The 17,744-nt window shown below is 58.7% G+C and carries 19 protein-coding genes and 1 pseudogene; 13 read left to right on the forward strand and 7 right to left on the reverse strand.

All coding sequences use genetic code 11. The annotated features are described in order from the left end of the window. The first annotated feature begins 120 nt into the window (after positions 1-120). Both GH664_RS06330 and GH664_RS06335 read left to right on the forward strand, forming a co-directional pair. Positions 121-555, forward strand: a complete 435-nt coding sequence (locus GH664_RS06330) for a hypothetical protein (RefSeq protein ID WP_153167211.1) — start codon at positions 121-123, stop codon at positions 553-555. 255 nt (positions 556-810) lie between these two features. Beyond that, on the forward strand, positions 811-1,848 hold the full coding sequence (locus GH664_RS06335; RefSeq protein WP_153167212.1) for a hypothetical protein: 1,038 nt from the start codon (positions 811-813) through the stop codon (positions 1,846-1,848). Between the two features lie 52 nt (positions 1,849-1,900). Here the strand turns inward: GH664_RS06335 and GH664_RS06340 are convergent, their stop codons facing one another. Then, positions 1,901-2,758 (reverse strand): hypothetical protein, encoded by an 858-nt coding sequence (locus tag GH664_RS06340; RefSeq protein ID WP_153167213.1) that lies wholly within the window; start codon positions 2,756-2,758, stop codon positions 1,901-1,903. 135 nt (positions 2,759-2,893) lie between these two features. Here GH664_RS06340 and GH664_RS23900 point away from each other — a divergent pair, with 135 nt between their 5' ends. The 8 genes and pseudogenes from GH664_RS23900 (at position 2,894) to GH664_RS23910 (ending at position 11,216) form a co-directional block, all read left to right on the forward strand. Further along, positions 2,894-3,274: a helix-turn-helix transcriptional regulator gene (locus tag GH664_RS23900; protein WP_153167214.1), complete on the forward strand. Its 381-nt coding sequence runs from the start codon at positions 2,894-2,896 to the stop codon at positions 3,272-3,274. A gap of 340 nt (positions 3,275-3,614) precedes the next feature. Next, complete coding sequence (locus GH664_RS06345) at positions 3,615-4,292, forward strand: TnsA endonuclease N-terminal domain-containing protein (protein WP_194270332.1); 678 nt, start codon at positions 3,615-3,617, stop codon at positions 4,290-4,292. Next, the gene (locus GH664_RS06350) at positions 4,289-6,238 is read left to right on the forward strand and encodes a Mu transposase C-terminal domain-containing protein (protein ID WP_153167216.1); all 1,950 of its coding nucleotides are present in this window, start codon (positions 4,289-4,291) and stop codon (positions 6,236-6,238) included. Before GH664_RS06345 ends, GH664_RS06350 begins: the two co-directional genes overlap by 4 nt. Before the next feature lie 17 nt (positions 6,239-6,255). Then, entirely contained in the window at positions 6,256-7,251 is a 996-nt protein-coding gene (locus GH664_RS06355; protein WP_194270333.1) for a TniB family NTP-binding protein, read from the forward strand. Continuing rightward, complete coding sequence (locus tag GH664_RS06360; RefSeq protein WP_153167218.1) at positions 7,248-8,630, forward strand: TniQ family protein; 1,383 nt, start codon at positions 7,248-7,250, stop codon at positions 8,628-8,630. The genes GH664_RS06355 and GH664_RS06360 overlap by 4 nt, the downstream gene beginning before the upstream one ends. Beyond that, positions 8,596-8,916, forward strand: a pseudogene (locus GH664_RS23905) (TniQ family protein); the annotation flags it as partial. The gene GH664_RS06360 and the pseudogene GH664_RS23905, both read left to right, overlap by 35 nt. A gap of 396 nt (positions 8,917-9,312) precedes the next feature. Then, positions 9,313-10,470 carry a hypothetical protein gene (locus GH664_RS06365; protein WP_228111403.1) on the forward strand — a complete coding sequence of 386 codons (1,158 nt, stop codon included), beginning with the start codon at positions 9,313-9,315 and terminating at the stop codon, positions 10,468-10,470. Between the two features lie 89 nt (positions 10,471-10,559). Then, positions 10,560-11,216 (forward strand): Uma2 family endonuclease, encoded by a 657-nt coding sequence (locus tag GH664_RS23910; RefSeq protein WP_194270335.1) that lies wholly within the window; start codon positions 10,560-10,562, stop codon positions 11,214-11,216. A gap of 55 nt (positions 11,217-11,271) precedes the next feature. On the opposite strand, the gene GH664_RS06370 is transcribed toward GH664_RS23910, so the two are convergent. The 4 genes from GH664_RS06370 to GH664_RS06385 form a co-directional block, all read right to left on the reverse strand. Then, positions 11,272-11,775: a thermonuclease family protein gene (locus tag GH664_RS06370; protein WP_153167221.1), complete on the reverse strand. Its 504-nt coding sequence runs from the start codon at positions 11,773-11,775 to the stop codon at positions 11,272-11,274. A gap of 62 nt (positions 11,776-11,837) precedes the next feature. Further along, positions 11,838-12,536 (reverse strand): SOS response-associated peptidase, encoded by a 699-nt coding sequence (locus GH664_RS06375; protein ID WP_153167222.1) that lies wholly within the window; start codon positions 12,534-12,536, stop codon positions 11,838-11,840. Positions 12,537-12,554: 18 nt separating this feature from the next. Next, positions 12,555-12,824: a DNA-binding transcriptional regulator gene (locus GH664_RS06380; protein WP_153167223.1), complete on the reverse strand. Its 270-nt coding sequence runs from the start codon at positions 12,822-12,824 to the stop codon at positions 12,555-12,557. 9 nt (positions 12,825-12,833) lie between these two features. Beyond that, positions 12,834-13,328: an H-NS family nucleoid-associated regulatory protein gene (locus GH664_RS06385; protein ID WP_153167224.1), complete on the reverse strand. Its 495-nt coding sequence runs from the start codon at positions 13,326-13,328 to the stop codon at positions 12,834-12,836. Positions 13,329-13,519: 191 nt separating this feature from the next. On the opposite strand from GH664_RS06385, the gene GH664_RS06390 reads away from it, so the two are divergent. From GH664_RS06390 to GH664_RS06400, 3 genes are all read left to right on the forward strand, one after another. Then, on the forward strand, positions 13,520-14,035 hold the full coding sequence (locus GH664_RS06390) for a hypothetical protein (RefSeq protein ID WP_153167225.1): 516 nt from the start codon (positions 13,520-13,522) through the stop codon (positions 14,033-14,035). Positions 14,036-14,153: 118 nt separating this feature from the next. Next, a complete protein-coding gene (locus GH664_RS06395) occupies positions 14,154-15,194 on the forward strand; it encodes a nitronate monooxygenase family protein (protein WP_153167226.1) in 1,041 nt (346 codons plus the stop codon). 974 nt (positions 15,195-16,168) lie between these two features. Continuing rightward, positions 16,169-16,642, forward strand: a complete 474-nt coding sequence (locus GH664_RS06400) for a hypothetical protein (RefSeq protein ID WP_255424916.1) — start codon at positions 16,169-16,171, stop codon at positions 16,640-16,642. 11 nt (positions 16,643-16,653) lie between these two features. Here GH664_RS06400 and GH664_RS06405 read toward each other — a convergent pair whose 3' ends face one another. Both GH664_RS06405 and GH664_RS06410 read right to left on the reverse strand, forming a co-directional pair. Continuing rightward, entirely contained in the window at positions 16,654-17,220 is a 567-nt protein-coding gene (locus GH664_RS06405) for a hypothetical protein (RefSeq protein WP_153167228.1), read from the reverse strand. Next, positions 17,213-17,737 (reverse strand): ATP--cob(I)alamin adenosyltransferase, encoded by a 525-nt coding sequence (locus GH664_RS06410; RefSeq protein WP_153167229.1) that lies wholly within the window; start codon positions 17,735-17,737, stop codon positions 17,213-17,215. Before GH664_RS06410 ends, GH664_RS06405 begins: the two co-directional genes overlap by 8 nt. Positions 17,738-17,744: the final 7 nt, after the last annotated feature.

The following is a 17,744-nucleotide window of genomic DNA, read 5'->3' on the forward strand; positions in this document are numbered from 1 at the left end:
CACACCCCATGACGCAAAGGAACGGCTATCGCAACGAAGTCGTTTCGTCCCCACCCGCCAGACGAACTGAGCCGCCCCATTCAACGACCAACAAACAGTATCGAAGGATCAGAGAAGACGATGAGAACCAAAACGATCTGCAAGGAAACAGAGCAGCAGCTTATCGAGGTGGCGACCAAGCTCGGCTATCGCCAAATGGAGAAGATAGGTTCAGAAGGAGCGCGAACGAAAGTACTGGTCTTCAAGTCCGACCGACTTCTCACACCGATCGTCGTCCACAAAGACACCGGCCTCGCGGACGGTCGCCTCAGCAAGCTCCAGATTGCCGTCAGGCCCTCGATGTACCAGTCTGCTCTCGAAAATCCGGCGCTTGGCATCCGAGCGTCCTCGAATCGCCAGAAGGGGGGCGTGAACCACTTTCAGCACAGCGCCTACAGGGCCTTTGCCGAGCCAACCATCGACGGCGAGCCTGTGGGAAAGCGATATGAGATCGACTGGACTCACGGAGGGCCTGCAGCTCTCACGACACTCCTGACGGGCCTGGTCAAGACGTGAGCATTCAGCGACATCCGGGCGCAGCAAGAGCAGCGCAGCGCCCGGATTCGCAGCGGATCTATTTTCCTTTCGGCGGATTGTTTCCCCGACCCTTCCCAGACGGATTACCGGTTTTGCTTGGCCAAAGGGGATTCTCTGCTGTCAGAACGGAATCGGCGCGAGATGCATTCATGGAAATCTCCGGTTGATTGAACGGGCTGCGGCGCAGCACCTGCGCTATCCTCGCTCTTCCCCTCCGACCAACGGTACCGTTGCATGGAAAACCTGCAGCCTATTGTGTGCCAGGTGTATGACAATGACCCGGCGGCGCTAAACACCCCGTTTGAACCCCTCACGCTGCAGCGCCCCATCCAGGCGTTCGGTAAGGCACTGGACCTCACCCCCGGCATTTCCGCAGTGCCGAACCCTGAGTTTCTGACCTACCTGCTGACTGGCCATCACAATCATGCAGCCCTTATCCGGAACGAAGTCGGTAACCAGTTTAAGAATCTCGAAAATTTATTGAGGGGGCGTCATCGAACGTCAGGAACGACCCTGCGGACGCTTGCTGCCGCTCTCGGTGTCTCGGATGCCGAACTGGCGTCGTGGAGCCACGGCCTAGCGGATGGTCCTTTGCTGCCACGTCTTCTGGCCGGATTTCAGGTGCTCGAGGAACTTCCTCTGAAGCTGACAACGTGTTTGTTGGCAACGAAGGTTCTTTGCCCACATTGCGGACACAATGCGATCGACGACATCGATCTTTGGTGGAAGAGCCAGCCGGCTCATCTTTCCCAATCCGAGTACCGGTTCGCCGAGCGGCTCCTGCGGGCCGCCACAGGTGCAATGCTTGTCTTCCAGTTTTGCAATGCCCTCCGTAGCGATTCTCTTCATCATACCCAGCTCTCAGGATTGGCAAAACCGGGCCGTCACCCCATCGGGAACTGGCTCGACACAGTACGGAAGGCGTGCGGATGCCGGACTTTGTCAGGACTGTCCGACCGGATGAATTTGCGCGGCGAGCGTGACTGGTTGCCTTCACGCCTGAAGAAATGGTCCTCGGGACAGAACCTTATCCCAAACGAAGCGGCTACCGCACTAGGGAAGGAGACAGGTTCGCCCAACAGCTTCGCTTTCCTGATGATCCTGGCGCGGGCGCTGACTTTGGCGGTCGAGTTCATCCTTGCACCAGCACAAGGGAACATCCCCCCGACGAAGGAGCAGGCCAGACAGATCGTCCATGACCGTCTGCTGCAGCTTGAGAATAACTTGAGCCTTGCCATACGACAGATCGGGAAGAACAGAAACAGGACCTAGATACCGCGATCGCCAAAAATCTCCTTTTTTGGCAACGGGTACAACGAAATCCTCACGAAGACTTATGAATATCCCGCGCATCAAGGAATGCTTGGTAGTCAGGATCATCTCTAGGAATCAGTATTCCAATGGGACGGTCTGGAAGGCGCGGAAACTGGTACGGATCCATCGCTCGCCCTGCTTCACCTTGGCCTCTACCGTATAGCACCCGGCTAACCATGTAATCGGCAAAGCCAGATTGCAGGCTAGAAAAGCGCTCACCAGATAAATATTCTTCCAGAAGTACCCAAAACCAATGGCCCAGCCTCTGTGCTGCGCTAAGTTCAAAGCTCAGATATGCCTCGCGGTACAACGCACCGAGGAGCGCAATGACAGCGAGAGTCACGGGCCTCTGATGAATCAGGACGCTCAATGACTCCCATGCGAGATCAGCTTCGGTTCCACCCCCTTTTTGAAGTGTCGTCGCATAGCGCTGCGCGTACGCAGCGATCCATTCTTCCTCCAAGCCGACGCTCATGCGGGTAAGCCCCAGATAGTTCAAACAGGTGGCAACCATCGCCACAGCCTCTTCGACAGTCTCCACCTTCGTCGTCACCACTTTGAAGAACGGGCTTGTTGAGATGTCACCGATCTCGCAAAAACGTAGATCCTTTGCCATGCATTCAACGACATCGCGGGGCAGGCAGGTTTCATCGCGCAACAGACTCTCAAAAACCTTCCGGCGATCTGCACTTCCAGTGGTGACCCCCCCGGCGGCTTTCGCAAAAACTCGATCCGCCTCACTGATGGAACCATTCCATTTGCTTAAGAAGTAGGCCGCCTCTAAGCGTGCCTGCCAGCGCATGGCTGGATCCAGGTACTGGCGGCCTCCAACGCTGCTTCCTTTCCGCCCGGTCAGTTTCTCACCCATATGTCTCCCTCTCTTCTGACTGACGCCTCCGCCTGACATGAATGGCGGAAAAACTGGTCAATTATTCCTCCACCGTGAAGAGAAGCAATCGTGTGGAATAACGGCGTCCAGTTCTTGACACGGGTAGTCCAGCAAATGTCGTCACGATTCGGAACCCAGCTGTTCCAGCTGCGTCTTCGTCGGCGCAGGCTCCAAAAGCAAGTCGCCTTGAGAGCGGGAATTGACCCTTCTTACCTGGCGGCGCTCGAGCGCGGCCGGCGCCCCGCACCGGCACCTACGCTACTTCAGCGGCTTGCCGACTCATTGGACGCCTCCGATGCAGAGCGTGCGAACCTCATACGAGCAGCTGCAGCCGACCGTCTGATGACAGCACTGGCCAATGTCGAGGCAGATTTGCCAAGCGCCTCTCTTTTGATCGATTTCTTGCGTGTCCTACCTGCGCTTTCAGCGGCAGAGCGCGACGCCTTCAGCGCTCTAGCACAAGCGATAACTCACGGAAGGGGAGAAACACCATGAGTTAAAAAAGAAAAGCCACCAATCCCTGGAGGGACGGCGGCTTCTCGGGCTCAAGACCAAAGGTCTCTACGCGGCTGACACCCGTAGTGTCCTCACGGCGGAGCTCATCGTCAAGCTCGGTCTCCCCTCCAGCGTCTAGCAAAACTCGTTAACGGCCACTGTCAGTCCATTTCTTGACTGATAGAGACCCTATTCACCCATCGCGACCACCGCAAAAGTGGGCCGCGAAAAGTGCATGTAATGACGCGTGCAAAAGCATGACCCGCTTTGCTCGCACTGGAGATATAGAATGTCTTTCGCATCCGGGGCACCTGCTGCCCCTTCAAGCCGCCGTGCGCCCATGGCGCGCCAGCCCATCACGCGCTCGCAGCCCATGCCGCGCCGCAAGGCGCCTTCATTTAAGTCGGGCACCATCGTCCGCTGTGAGAGTACTCAGGAAGAGGAGGCCGTTGCGCGTTTCGAAGCCTGCCCATCGGTCACAAAAATCACGGCTCAGCCTGTACGAATCACCTATGAGCATGAAGGCAAGAAGCGCAACACGACGCCTGACTTCAAGCTGACGCTCGTCGACGGTCTCGAGATATATGTGGAGGTAAAGCACACCACCCAGACGATGACCATGGCAGATGTGCTCGAAGCGCGGGCAGTCGGGTCGGCCGCGCAGGGTCTGGACTATCGCGTCATCACCGACCGCTGGATTCGCGTCGAGCCCCTGCTCGAGAACATCCGGATCCTCCAGAGATGGCGGGGTGCCGCGCGTGTAAGCCGTGATCGGCTTGAGCTATTCGCGCTCGAGCCGGATCTGCCACTACCCATCTGCATCGTGGCTGAGCGCCTGGGCGGCTTGCCGACTGTCGCCGCGCACCTCCTGAACGGCGATCTCAATATCGATCTCCTCTCCCACGCCATCGACGGCCATGACATGGTTCTGAAAGAGCCGCATCGCGCAACCATGATTGCACGGGAACTCCCGTGGAGGACCCAGGAGGGTTGTGAAATCTGGGGGGCCGGTAAATGAATCGCTTCACATGGCTGCGCAACCCTCTCGTCAAGTTTGATGACAAGAATCTTCGACTTGTCCCGCCCAACCCAGCCGGGAAGTGGTGCCTCATCGCAGCAGATGAAACGACCGAATTCAGCCCTGTCGAAATATCTGAGGGCGAACTCGCCGTGCTCTTCATCGAGCGCAGGCTTTCATTCCGCCTGCCTGGCGGGTACGACCCCACCTTGCTGAAGCGGGAACGGCTTGGACCCACCATCGACGATCTCCCTGAAGCGCAGAAGAAAGAAGCAATCCGCCGAAACAGTTATGTCAAGGGACTGCAGGATGCCGGCTGCAAATCGTGCTCACCCTCAGCGATAACCAAGTTCCTCATAGGGGAGATCGCAAAAGACCTTGGCGACCCTTGCCCCCCTCACCCAATCTCTATCTACCGTTGGGCGCGGCGCAGCGCAGAGTCAGGTCGCGGCGTCCTGAGCCTTAGGCGTAAGTCTTGGGGGACCAACACGGGACGCGACCACCGCTTACCCGAGCGCACCGTCGAAATCGTCAACCACTGCATTGATGAGATCTACTTGGAAGGCAGGGAGTCCGGAGAGGCAACACGACAGGAGGTTCTACGAGTCATCTCTAATGAAAACCTCTCACTGCCGCCCACCAAGCAGCTTGTCGCGCCATCGCTGGCGACAATCTACCGAATGATCAATGGTCGGGACGCGTATGAGCGCGCCGTCGCGCGGTACGGTGAAGAAGAAGCAAACCGTCGGTTCCGCCACAGCAAGGCAGGCCTCCGCGCATCGCGCCCTAATGAGCGCGTCGAGGTCGACCACACGCCCCTGGATTTGTTCGTTGTCGACGAACACTCACATCTTCCCCTAGGGCGCCCGTGGATCACTGTCGCGATCGACAAGAGGTCCCGAATGGTATTGGGTTTTCATATTTCCTTTTCCCCGCCATCCGTTGAAGCCGTAATGCACTGCCTGCGGCATGCGGTGCTTCCGAAAATCGATCTCAAAGCCCGATATCCAGCACTCAAGAACTCCTGGCTCGCGCACGGATTACCCGAAACGCTCGTCGTCGATAATGGACTGGAGTTTCACGCCGAAGCCCTTGAGGTTGCGGCGCTTGGGCTTGGATTCAGAATCGAATTTGGCGGCAAAAGAAAGCCATTTCATAAAGGAGCAATTGAGCGTTTCCTGAAAACGCTGAACTACAACCTGATCCACAAGTTGCCCGGGACGTCCTTCGCAAAATATTGGCAACGATTCGACTTTGACCCTCTAAAGCATGCTCTGATTACACTCGAAAAGCTTCACGAGGTCATCCATCGCTGGATCCTGGATGTTTACAGCCAACAAATGCACCGCGGCATTAGCGAACCTCCAGCCTTGAGATGGCAGCGCGAGTCAAAGGTGTATGCCCCTGAACTTCCCGCCTGTATGGACAAGCTGGATATTCATCTCAGCCAAGTTGCCCACCGACGAGTGTGGCACTACGGAATCCAGCTGCATGCTGATCAATTCTACCAATCAAGCGAACTCCAGGACCTACGCCGCAGATATGGTGAAAAGCTAGAGGTTCAGGTTCGATTTCATAACTCCGACATGACGCAAATACACGTTCAAGACCCGGAGTCGGAAGAGTATATCACTGTCGAGAATATCGCCCCTGAAGAAGTACGCGGCATGAGCGCAAGCCAATACAAATGGATCCGCACATATCGCAAGAAGATGGCGCGCACAGAGGAGCGAGAATTGTCGATTGCCGACGCGAAAGCTGAACTCCGTTCGTTGGTGAGCGAGTTGTTTGAAAGCAAGAAACTTCGTGACCGGACGAAGGCAGAACGCATGAAGGACAAGGAAACCAAGACGAACGAGGCTCAAGGGATCACAAAGACGTTGAACCTTGCGCTGGACGATGAGCTTGAGGATGAAATGGACTTCGAAACTGCCCTTGCGGCATGACGGGAGCGATAGGAAAAATGGAAAGCATACTGACCAACGAGTCTGAAATCGGCCTCAATAGAACGATTGAGACGCTGCACAACCTTCGGGTTGCACATACAGGATGGCAAGAGATCCTCGATGAATTCGATGATCTGATCACCTTCGCTCCCTACTCCAACGAGGGTGTAGGGATGATGATTATCGGTGAATCTGGTGTTGGCAAAACAACATTGCTCAAGACCATTAAAGCCCGCTTTCCCGAGGCAGAGCGGCGGGATGACCGCACCCTCGTACCGTGTCCCCTCGTATCGATTCCGTCTCGTCCGACCATTAAATCGGTCGCTCAGGCTACCTTGGCTGCATTGGGCGACCCGCTTGCGGGGGTTGGCGGTCAAACAACGGTCGAGCTGACCAGCAGAATTGTCTGCTTGACGAAGGGATGTGAATCACGCGCATTGTTGTTTGATGAGGCTAACCACTTCGTCGATGGAAGGCGAGGCGACTCACTTCTCCAAATATCAGATTGGTTCAAAGAACTTTCCGATCAATGCGAGATCCCGTTCGTTCTGTGCGGCCTCCCGAGATCGGAAGCCATCCTCGAATGCAACGTCCAATTGCGGCGCCGATTCAGCACCACATTGGAACTGAGCCTGTTTGATCAGACGACCGATAAGCTTTCGCTGACACGGTTTACTAAGGTCATCAAGGCAATCTGTGCCCACATTCCGATGCTGAACCGTTCAAATCTTCTTGATGGCGGCATGGTCTCGAAACTCTTTGTGGCGTCCGACGGGAGAATTGGCCCCTTGGTGAAGCTACTTTCCGCAGCAGTCAAGATTGCAGTCCGAAAAGTACAGGCAGTAATTGAAGGCAGTGTATTGGAACGAGCATTTCAACGAGCTATCTGGCGAAGCGGGATCGGCAATTTGAATCCGTTCAATTCTGGATTCAAGATCAGGCGCCTAGACAAACCAAGCGAACCATATTCTGGAACGAGCCGGGACCCCGCCAAGAGGAGCAAGAAGTCATGATGCTGGCGCTCCGCCCCAAGATTCACTCCCTCGAGACCACGCACGCTTACACACTCCGCTTGGCAAATGCGAATGGCCTGCGCAGGATTCCCGGCACCCTGCTGGAACGTCGCAGTTCATCAGGTATTGCGGCGCGCACGGATCTACCCAGCGTGTCGCTTCGCCTCGTTGCGGAACTTACCGGACAGGACGGAAGAAGCTTAGAGAACCACGATGTGCGCCGCGACGCGTTCAGTTGGCAATACCAAAGCCACCGGTTCGGTCACCGCCATTTCTCACTGTTGCGGCGCAAAATCTGCCCTGCATGTTTTGCCCAGCAGCGCATCACGCCTTGGTACTGGTCCATCCGGCTGTTCACGGCTTGCCCTGACCACGGGTTACAACTCCTAGATCGATGCCCCGCTTGTGACGAACCGTTATCCTGGCGCCGCGATCACGAGCGGTGTCGGTGTGGTCTGGAGTACAGCAGCGCGGAGGGACAGTACGCGAGCCCCCAACAGACGATCGTTTCAAAGCTGATCTTGGCGTCGGTCGGCATCGCCCATACCACGCCAATAGTTGAACGCTTACCCGCAGGGCTTCGACTATCCGACCTCGAACGCATTGCGCTAATGCTGCATCACTACCGGCAGGACCTGCCCGCTGGGTTCAAGCGCGACCAGACTCATGCCCATCAAGTCGGTCGGTTCCTTGAAAATTGGCCTCGTGGCTTCCAGTCCTGCCTTCAAGAACTCCAAGCCTCGGCGGGTGGCTCGGACACGCTCGACGCCGAGTCTGTACTCGGGCAACTGGACGAGTTCACTCGCATGGGCACGCGCTGGTTGCGCATGGAGGCTCCGACGCCCCTTCGTGATGGATTCTGGCAGTGGTTAGCTGGGGTAGGCGACGCTGAAGAGCTGGCGCACCTCCGAGACCAGTTGGGCGACTTTGAAACCTACCTGCACCGCCCCGTGAGTCAGTTGTGTGCAGCTCTCGGCATCACGCGCAGCCAATTCACAGTTCTGACGGACGCCAAGTTGCTCGAGTACCGTCCAGGGACAGGAATGCAGTTTGCCAGTCTAAGGAGTATGGCCAGGCTGATCCACGAACTCACTCAAGCCATCCAGCCGTGGGCTCCCCGAGCAAACTTGGTGCCCGTCAGCGAGGTGTCGCCAAGGTGCGGGCGACACCGCTACTCGGGATTCAAGCGAGTCGTGGAGTCGATTCTAAGTGGCGAGTGCCCTGTGTATGCAGGCGCTGTCAAACGCACGAGTTCTCCACTCTTCGAGCGCCTGCTCGTCTCCTTGGACGATCTGGCCGCACTGCACAACCCCTGGGTCACTTTCCGTGATCGGAGCCTGCGTCATGCTGCCAAGAAGACCGCACCCCACCTCAAGTGAGTCCCTGCGCGGTTACGTCGCTCGGGTCGCGCTCGCGAACGGCTTTGTCGGCCCGGATTGGATGATGCGCCACCTAACTGGAAAGGCGCTTCATCAAAGCACACTCGCTAAGATCAGCGCGGTCGTTGGCAAGTCGACCTCACAACTCGCCGGCTTGGAAGGCATCGTCCCCGGTGACGCCGATGCCCGACACCTCTGCGTGATCGGAGGACGGCGATTGCCTTCCGACTTCTGGCGATTGTCGCTTCGCCAGATCTGCCCACGGTGCCTAGCCGACAGAGGGTTCGCAGAGGCAAGCTGGGAGGACGTAAGGCGCGTCACCTGCGCCATCCACCAGACAACACTTGTCGATGCCTGTCCCTCGTGCTCACGGTCACTGAGCTGGACGCTCGGTGGCCTGACACGTTGCCGATGTGGGATGGACCTTTGCTCAATCGAACCTGAGGTCGCCTCCAGCAGCCTTCTCGTAGCCGAGAGGTTTGCACTGGAGGGCAGCGAAAACAGCGACCCACCTTTCCCGGCGGTTTGGCTGACTCTGCCCGAACGGCTACGACTCAATTTGATCTTGTTGCTCGGAGACTTAGCGCCATCTGCAGAATCCACGGCCCGCATCACACATACCAGAGTTCGGCTGGCGATGCAGACTGCTGGCCGAATCCTGTCAGATTGGCCGGTGGGGCTGATGAAGGCACTCGAGACCATCGACGGCGGGGAGCCGTCCCTGCGACGCTCGCTTGGACGCTTCCTCTCAAAGGTAGACGCGCTGCCGACATCCCCGGCGTACGGTCCCCTCAAAGAAGGCATCGCTTACTATGTGGGAGCCATAAGGACTGCACCGTCTCACCCGCAGGTTCTCAAGCACCGGAACGCAACCACGTCCCGTAAAAAGACCGTCGGCATCGCGCAGGCATCCGACCAACTCGCCTTGACACGAGGCAGCGTCAAGAAACTAATTCGGGCGGGACGACTTGCGGGCCGGGTAGCCACTGCAGGCAGACGTTGCTTCACTGCGATCGCACCCGAGGCAGTTGCGGCCTATCGGTCATTGCGCACGGCGAGCCTCACCACCAGCGAGGTACGACTTGAATTCGGTCTCAGCCGGGACCGCTTTCGAGAGCTGTGCCAGGCAGGCATTCTGCCCGTGCTCGAGGGGCGCCACCAAACCGACCAAGCCGTTTGGCGAATCGACCGCAGTCGGCTCGACATGCTCAAGAGACAACTCGACGACGCGGTTAACGTTTCGCCCACAGAGGCTACCCGAAACGTCATCTCCCTCGCCACCGCCTGTCGCACTCGCCTCATGGAGGGAGAGTTGGCCCTAACGCTGAAGGCCATCCTCGATGGGCGCTTGCCAGTCATTGCACGCCGGGAGGGTCTCGCGCTCATCCCCTCACTCGTGATCAGTGCAGACAACCACCTCCAACTGCGCGATGAGTGGCGTGCCAAACAGTCGCGCTCCATCTCGGTCATGGAGGCCGCGGCGCACATGGCGGTGAAGCAGGAGGTCGCATACCACTTGATTAGGCGCGGCCTGTTGCAGACGACAACGACCTCCGGCCCTCGTCGGCGCAATCAGAGGGTACCGATCGAACAGCTTCAGGCCTTCGAAGCAAAATACGTCTGGCTGAGGGAGCTTGCATTAGGCGCCGGGACCTCTCCCAAGCACCTCCGGACGCTCCTCGAGAAAGAGGGCATCCGCCCCATTGCCGGACCTGGCATCGATGGCTGCCGCCAAACCTTGTTCAACCGAGAAAGCCTGCGTGGCTCGATCAAGAATGTCATTCCTCCAATGGAAGAATGGAGGTCGTGCCGCAACCACGACAGGCCCCAAATCTCTTAGTGCAGCCCAATCTTCCCCACATTGCGCTGCACTCGAAATCTCGAATAACCCGAGAATCCCACCGCTATCAAAAATCTCATCGGATAATCATGAACTTCCAGTTCGACACCCATAGCGCCAGTCGCGCGCTCAGCTCACCAAGTAGTCATCTCGTCGCAATCCCCCCGGATTCTCTCGCACACGTCCCGGAGTTTCAGGTCAGACGTCGCCCACCAAACGGCGACTATGAAATTGTCGACGGCATGATGCATCTCATTCCAACGCCTTCTCGAGTACATAAGTCGATTTGTAGCGCCATTGAAAAAACGCTCCGTGATCACCTCGCGTGCTCATTGGAACAAGTTTTCACAATGAGAGATAAGCGACCCCTTTGTACTGAGCGGTCCACCCTCTTTCCCGATTTCTGGGTCTCAACCTTATCCATCGATCCAATTGCCGATCGCCGCGTCGCTCACCCAGGCCTAGTGATAGTCATCCTATCATCCTCTTCAGTCCGCACAGATAACGTAGCCCGAATCCACGCCTACCGGACTATCGAGACTCTGAAAGAATTGCTGGTTATCGATCCCGCCCAGAGACACAGCGAGCTATACACAAGAATCAACCGGAACACTTGGGTCATGACGGACATCGAGGATGCGGATGAGATTCACTTGGAAACAATCGGGCTCACACTGACAGGAACTCCCGGACTTATCCACAAAGGCCTAAGGCGGAGTCTGAACTCTCCAGAAACATCGAGATAGAAAGGTAGCCAGATAGATAAGTAGACGGGGACGCGGTGCTACCCAGATGGGGGCATCAGCGGCGTGCTTTCCGATGCGTCCACGGCGGAGTTGGCCGAGCCTGGCGCCACAGCCCGCGATGATGTGCCCGGGCGGACTGTTCTGCTGCGGCGTAGCGCTCTCTATCGGCGGGAGGCTGCTCGCGGACGTATTCCCGATAGTGCCATGCAAAGCCGGCGTCAATCTGGGCAAGGTTAGCATCGACGCCACCAACAAGTACTTTTCCGACGGTCCGCTTGTACCGGTCCCTTTTTGTTGTGGCTTCGACAATCACCTGGCGTCCGAAAGTTAGAAGCGCAAGGTGCTGGCGCGACACTGACCCGAACGGTTGTGACTTCTCCGGTGCGTCAATGCCTGACAGACGCACCTTGTGCTGGATGAACTGGTCGTCAAGGAGGGTCAGCGTGTCGCCGTCCGTCACACCGATGACGCGGCCCACCAGTGTGTTTGCATATGCGGTGGTGGAGGCAACACATAGTGCAATCGCGGGAAGGATGTAACGGCGAAAGGGCCAGTGCATGGTAGTGCCCACAAATGGGGCCGAAAGTGTATCGCCTACACCTCCTAAGCGACCATCCGTTGCTACTGCTCAGGACGTCGCCCTCGTGTGTTTTCCGGCGTGATGAGCTCAGCCCCCTCATTTCGCACGTTGCTAACTGCTCGTGACACCGGGTACATAATCAGCCCGTCGTTCGGGCACGGGACAATCAGCTGACGCACGAGCTCAGGGGCAGTGCCCTTGGCCAGCCATGGCTCGTAATCTGCAGGCTGCAGAATCACAGGCATGCGCTCATGCAACTGCCGCATCGCGTCGTTCGCCTCGGTCGTGATCAGCACAAACGTGTCGAGGGCGCCACCGTCTGGTTTCGTCCAGCGCTCCCACAGCGCGGCGAAGCCAATCAGTGCGTCGTTGGCGGCTTTGATGTAGTAAGGGTGCTTGCCGTCGGGAAGGGCCTTCCACTCATAGAAGCCGCTCGCCGGGACGATGCAGCGCCTCGCCTTGTAAGCGCTCCGGAACGAGGGTTTTTCGGCTAGGGTTTCACCCCTTGCGTTGATGAGCTTCGCCGCAATCGACTCGTCCTTGCTCCAGCTTGGGATGAGACCCCAGCGGAGCAAGTGTGCCACCCGCTCGCCGGTCGGGCGCTGGCAAATAACTGGCAGCATCTGCATCGGCGCCGCGTTGTACCGGGGACCGAGATCGGGCGGTAGCTCATCAATGCTCGCCCCGAACTGATCGCGCAGGCGGGACGTTGGGCCGTAGAGTGCATATCGCCCGCACATGATCTGGTGCTTCCGTAGTCAGGCCTTCTCGGGCCGCATCCAGGTGACTAGGTCCTGCGCCTGCTTCTCGGTTCCGTAGGTCAGGTGGAGCAGTAGCTGTACAGGCTTTGGAATGTTCCGCCCGGACTCATATCGGGACCCGCCCGATTGCGTCACACTGATGCGGCCCCAGAACTCAGACTGGTTCAGCCCGAGCTTCTTGCGATGCTCTTGGACCTCCACTCCCGTCCGGAACCGAAGAGTGGGCTGCTTCTGGGGCTTATCGGTCGGCGTCTTGCTGTCACTCATTCGCTCACCTCACTGATTGGTAGTCTCGGTCGACGTTACGTCCGGGGAGGGGGCTGCTGAGGCTGCACTATCGTTGGCGACAGGCTCAGCTGACGCAGGGGACGCTGTGATGGACTTTTTCCGGCCCTTACTTTGCGCCGCATTCTCGAGGGCATCGAGGCTGCCACCATTGTTGACCCAAGCTTCGAACCAGGCAGGCTTGCGACCGCGACCAGACCACCCTTGGTCGAGGTTGTTCGGGTTCCTGTACTTGGCGGGACGAGGGGTCTTCTTTGCGGAGGAGGCCGGCGGTTTCTTACCGGCCTTCGTGCCCTTGGCCTGTGTTGTAGTACTTTCGTCGGTGCCGAGCAGTTCCTCGAGCTCAATGCCTTCTTCGCGGGCGAGCTTGCGCAGTCGCTTGAGCAGCGCAGCCTTGCTGTCGCTTTCGCGCTTCGAGACTTCCTTCGCGATGCGGGCCTGCAACTGCTTCAGTTGGAGCAGGGTGTATTCATTCAGGGCGGTCATTCGGTATCTCAGTTACAGGGAGGTGACATGGCGCGATGATGCCATGAGCGTCCCTGGCGACGTTTACTAAAACCAGCCTAATGGGTGGGATTATGTCCGCGATAGCTCCATACAGCGGTTGAACCAGAGCCACTGCACGACGTCGATCGACTGTTCCAAAGCTATGTGCAGGCTGGTGGTAGACTTCTGCGATGGCCAACGAAATCATCCCGACCAAATATCTCAGCACCGTCCAGCCACTGATTGCAAAGGCGCGAGAGCTGCTCGAGAGCGGCGAAGAACTTGCGGCGATGGTGCTGGTTGGTAATTTCACAACCGGGCAGTTCGTGCCTGTCCCCATCGATACGACATCGCCCGATGAGCGTGACGCCGCCGCCGAGGATGTACGGCGGACCGCCTCAATCATCGACGCCGACTACGTCTTCACCATCATGGAGGCGTGGACCTTGGGGCCGGAGCACATCAAGCGATCTGACGAAATCATCGACCGCTACGGCTCAGTCAGCGCCTCGCCCTACAAGGTCGAAGTTGTGAGCTTTCTGCTTGAGACGCCCTACGGCCTATGGGTAGCACAACCGAGAATCAAGGCAAAGGGTATCAGCAAGAAGAAGCGAACCTTTGGTGACGTCGAATTCCAGAGGCTCGATGAAGCCCAGGGGCGCTTCGCCGACCTGCTTCCGAAGGAGGCGGGCGGAACGCTGCACTGACGCTTCGCATTCATATCCGGAGCAAGTACGTAGTGGGTGAACCGGAGGTAAGTCCGTACGTGGGGTCTGCCTTTCGTTGATGTAGGCTGCAGACAGGTAAGGCGAAAAGGCAACGCAGATGACCACATTACAGCGAATGCTCGGCATCGAACTACCCATCATTCAGGCACCGATGGCTGGCGTGCAGGACAGCGCGCTCGCTATTGCCGTGTCGAATGCGGGTGGCTTGGGTTCGTTGCCTTGCGCGATGCTCACCGCGGATACCTTGCAGCGCGAACTTGAGACCATTCGTGCGCGGACATCCCGTCCCATCAACCTGAACTTCTTCTGCCACGTCATGCCGGAGCCCGACGCAGAGCGCGAAAGCGCATGGCGAAAGCGCTTCGCGGACTATTACGCGGAATTCGGGTTGGACATCGCCGCGATACCGACGGCTCCCGCTCGCCAGCCATTCGGGGCCGAGATGGCGGAAATCGTGGGCGAGTTCAAGCCAGCGGTGGTGAGCTTCCACTTCGGCTTGCCACCTGACGACTTGCTTGAATTGGTGCGCAGCGCTGGGGCGCGAATCCTGTCGTCAGCGACGACGGTCGAAGAGGCGCTATGGCTCGAAGCTCGCGGTGTCGATGCTGTTATCGCGCAGGGGCTCGAGGCGGGCGGGCACCGGGGCATGTTTCTGAACGAAGACATCATTACGCAAGTCGGGACATTCGTATTGCTGCCCCAAATCGTCGATGCAGTGAAGGTGCCGGTCATCGCCGCGGGCGGCATTGCGGATGCCCGAGGCGTTAAGGCTGCGCTTGCGTTGGGTGCGGCCGCTGTTCAAGTGGGAACGGCCTATTTGCTCTGCCCCGAGGCCACAACGAGCGCTGTCCATCGCGCAGCATTGAAAAGCGAGGCGGCGAAGAATACGGCGCTAACTAATGTATTCACCGGTCGTCCTGCTCGGGGCATCGTCAATCGCATGGTCCGGGAGTTGGGGCCGATGAGCGACTGTGCGCCGCGGTTCCCCTTGGCTGCGTCCGTGTCGGCACCTTTGCGAACAAAGGCTGAGAGTCGCGGGAGCGGAGACTTCTCACCTCTTTGGGCTGGGCAGAACGTATCCGGATGTCGGGAAATACCTGCGGCGGAGCTCACACGACAACTGGCGGGTCGTTCGTGAGGTTGGAGGTCTTATCGACCATTGGCCTCGGCGCACTCGTAGCGATGTTCGGGCACTCCGGGCGATGCGTTGTAGAAGGTGAGCAGGCCTCGAATGAATCAGGAACCGCTACTTAAGAAGAGCCGCGTCTCCGCGAGAGCGTTGCTGGTGACACTTGTTGTCCTTGGTGGTTGTGTGTTCCTACCGGTAACCACGACCGAATACGACCCCACATGCGAGCTCACCCGGAGGCACATGGTGCTTAAGCCTCACGAGTTGGATGCGCTCATTGGATGCCAGAACGAAGGGTGTGGTGCCTTGCTGGTTCTTGCTGGGGCAGTCACGGCGGCGTCAGTCGTAGTTAGCGGTAGCGTTGCTGTCGTCGGGGACACGGTCTACTGGCTGCAAGACGAAGGGCAGTGCCGTCGACGGTGACTGACCTGTTCCCGTAACGGACGTGGGCGTTTCCCCTTCGCCCGCTCGGCGGCTCAGCGAACCGCCTGCGACAGTCTGGTAGCGACCCAAACCGGACTATCGTTGTCCTGATAATCAAATGGCAGGTTTCCGAGCACAGCAGTCGTTCAGATGGCGGTTTGCGGAAATCATCGAACGGCGGCAAGTAGCCGGTAGCTGATGGACGTGAAACAAACAATCTCAACGAGCGGGTAAACATCGAGGGTGTGAAAATGCGGGTTAGCCACCTTGGTCTGGGAGGGTACAGTTCAGGCCCGAAAACTCCACCCCGACTGTTTTCTGACCGATGACCGAGCTCACGTCCCTTCGCCAGCGCTTTCTGGCCGGCCCTCTGACGCTGCGTAACGAACGTCGGGATTTTCCTGAATGACACCGTGGGCGTCGGCATTACGTGTTGTGGGCGCTCGACGTGGATACGCCTACGGTGCGCGCGCGCATGGTCGCAGCACAGCGGGCGCTGAACGGACTACTGCTCGACGGGTATCGGCGTCAGCCGCACGCCGGTACGCGAAGCCTTGAAGGTGCTGGCGCGCGAAGGGCTGCTGGTGATGGAACCGCGCCGCGGCTGCTGCGTCGCGGCGATCGGCGTCGAGGGTGTTGCACGGCTGTTCGATGTACTCGAGCTTCTCGAGATCCAACTGGTGCGTGAAGCCGCGCGGCACGAGATCGTCGCCCACAGCGCCCCACTGGACCTTCGTCTACTGCTTGAAATGGGCGGGAACCGTCATGCCGGTGAAGCCATCGGTCGTCTGCGCGAGAAGCTGCTGCTCGCGCTGGGTCCCTCTTACGGACAAGCAGAGAACACATTGTTCGAGCGCATCACCCCCGCTCTGGCGGCGGCCTTTGTCCGGCAGGACCAAGACGAGGCCGAGCGAGTGTGGCGGGACTACGCAATCGCGCGCCGGCGTCTCGCGGGTTGTAGGACTCAGCGGCATGCCGCTGGTCAGCCAAGCCCGACAGACAGACGCCTGATCGATTCGGGGCCGATGTGCTGACCACGAGTTGTTCAGCGGGTACCCGCTGCGTTCGTCCTCAGCAGCTTGCGCGCGCTCTCAAGACTGGACGCGGTCTGCTCATGAAGTGCGTCCGTTAGCGGTTGCTGCATTGAGGTGACGAGCAGCGACTCCGCAGACCTCAGGAGTTTAAGATGCTTCGTCCACGCTCCGTCACGCCCGCGGGGAAGCCGCAGCCGCACGGCCAGAGTGATTGCTTCCTGGGCAAGCGCCAGGCATTCGCATGGCTCCGGAACGGCTTGTCCCGACAATCGGTCGAAAAGGCGTAGCGCCACATCTGCGTGGCCGCCACGGATCGCAACCGAAATCGCCCGCGCAATGCCATCCGGATTGACGTCGCGCGCGAGTTGTTCGAGCCAATGGCGAGCCTGTTTCGTTCGTCCCAGTGCCAGGCAGGTCTCGGCGATGATCAAACCCAGGTGGGGAACATTGGTCGTCGGGTGAGCGACGAGCGTTTGACGCAGCAGCCGGTCGAGCCTGGAGGTGACGCCGGAGATCAGCTCGGCCTTGACTGACCGGGCGAACGCATCCGGATCGAACGGTCGCAGCTCCTCAGCCATAGCTCTTGCTGATGAACGGGGTTTCATCGGCACCTCGCCGCTGGTTGATGACCAGGGTCAGGACAAAGAAGAAATTGCACATCATGTTGCACAGCCGCGGCAGGACCATAGGGACCTCACGCCCTTCCTGCTCGATGCGCACCATCAGGCGCACAGCCTTCTTGGCCGCCGATCGCGCCAGGTGCAGATGCGGCACCGGCTGCTGCCCGCGCGGCAGCACGAAGCCGTCGATGCGATCGCGCACTTCCTCTCGGTAGTGGTTAAGCCGCGTCTGCAGCCAGGCGATGTCGGCTTCCTCGACGGCGAGCCGCCCCCGCAGCGAACCGTTGACGTGAAAGGCCAGCGGCTGCAAGCGGTCGAGGTCGGCAGCGATGTCCGCCATGTCCGTCGACAGCAGCGACAGCACCGCGCCGATGTGGCCGCACAACTCATCGGTGGCCACTTCGAAATCGCACAGGTACGACGTCTCGTAGATGAACGGATAGCAGAGTTCGTCGCGATTGCGTCCGGGTTTCATGTGCGTG

The organism is Thauera sp. 2A1 (assembly GCF_009469595.2).
Classification (GTDB): Bacteria; Pseudomonadota; Gammaproteobacteria; order Burkholderiales; family Rhodocyclaceae; genus Thauera.

Excerpts from the sequence above, each read along its gene's own strand:
- GH664_RS06330 (WP_153167211.1), top strand. The coding sequence starts at position 121 with ATGAGAACCAAAACGATCTGCAAGGAAACAGAGCAGCAGCTTATCGAG.
- GH664_RS06335 (WP_153167212.1), top strand. The coding sequence starts at position 811 with ATGGAAAACCTGCAGCCTATTGTGTGCCAGGTGTATGACAATGACCCG.
- GH664_RS06340 (WP_153167213.1), bottom strand. The coding sequence starts at position 2,758 with ATGGGTGAGAAACTGACCGGGCGGAAAGGAAGCAGCGTTGGAGGCCGC.
- GH664_RS23900 (WP_153167214.1), top strand. The coding sequence starts at position 2,894 with ATGTCGTCACGATTCGGAACCCAGCTGTTCCAGCTGCGTCTTCGTCGG.
- GH664_RS06345 (WP_194270332.1), top strand. The coding sequence starts at position 3,615 with ATGGCGCGCCAGCCCATCACGCGCTCGCAGCCCATGCCGCGCCGCAAG.
- GH664_RS06350 (WP_153167216.1), top strand. The coding sequence starts at position 4,289 with ATGAATCGCTTCACATGGCTGCGCAACCCTCTCGTCAAGTTTGATGAC.
- GH664_RS06355 (WP_194270333.1), top strand. The coding sequence starts at position 6,256 with ATGGAAAGCATACTGACCAACGAGTCTGAAATCGGCCTCAATAGAACG.
- GH664_RS06360 (WP_153167218.1), top strand. The coding sequence starts at position 7,248 with ATGATGCTGGCGCTCCGCCCCAAGATTCACTCCCTCGAGACCACGCAC.
- GH664_RS06365 (WP_228111403.1), top strand. The coding sequence starts at position 9,313 with ATGAAGGCACTCGAGACCATCGACGGCGGGGAGCCGTCCCTGCGACGC.
- GH664_RS23910 (WP_194270335.1), top strand. The coding sequence starts at position 10,560 with ATGAACTTCCAGTTCGACACCCATAGCGCCAGTCGCGCGCTCAGCTCA.
- GH664_RS06370 (WP_153167221.1), bottom strand. The coding sequence starts at position 11,775 with ATGCACTGGCCCTTTCGCCGTTACATCCTTCCCGCGATTGCACTATGT.
- GH664_RS06375 (WP_153167222.1), bottom strand. The coding sequence starts at position 12,536 with ATGTGCGGGCGATATGCACTCTACGGCCCAACGTCCCGCCTGCGCGAT.
- GH664_RS06380 (WP_153167223.1), bottom strand. The coding sequence starts at position 12,824 with ATGAGTGACAGCAAGACGCCGACCGATAAGCCCCAGAAGCAGCCCACT.
- GH664_RS06385 (WP_153167224.1), bottom strand. The coding sequence starts at position 13,328 with ATGACCGCCCTGAATGAATACACCCTGCTCCAACTGAAGCAGTTGCAG.
- GH664_RS06390 (WP_153167225.1), top strand. The coding sequence starts at position 13,520 with ATGGCCAACGAAATCATCCCGACCAAATATCTCAGCACCGTCCAGCCA.
- GH664_RS06395 (WP_153167226.1), top strand. The coding sequence starts at position 14,154 with ATGACCACATTACAGCGAATGCTCGGCATCGAACTACCCATCATTCAG.
- GH664_RS06405 (WP_153167228.1), bottom strand. The coding sequence starts at position 17,220 with ATGGCTGAGGAGCTGCGACCGTTCGATCCGGATGCGTTCGCCCGGTCA.
- GH664_RS06410 (WP_153167229.1), bottom strand. The coding sequence starts at position 17,737 with ATGAAACCCGGACGCAATCGCGACGAACTCTGCTATCCGTTCATCTAC.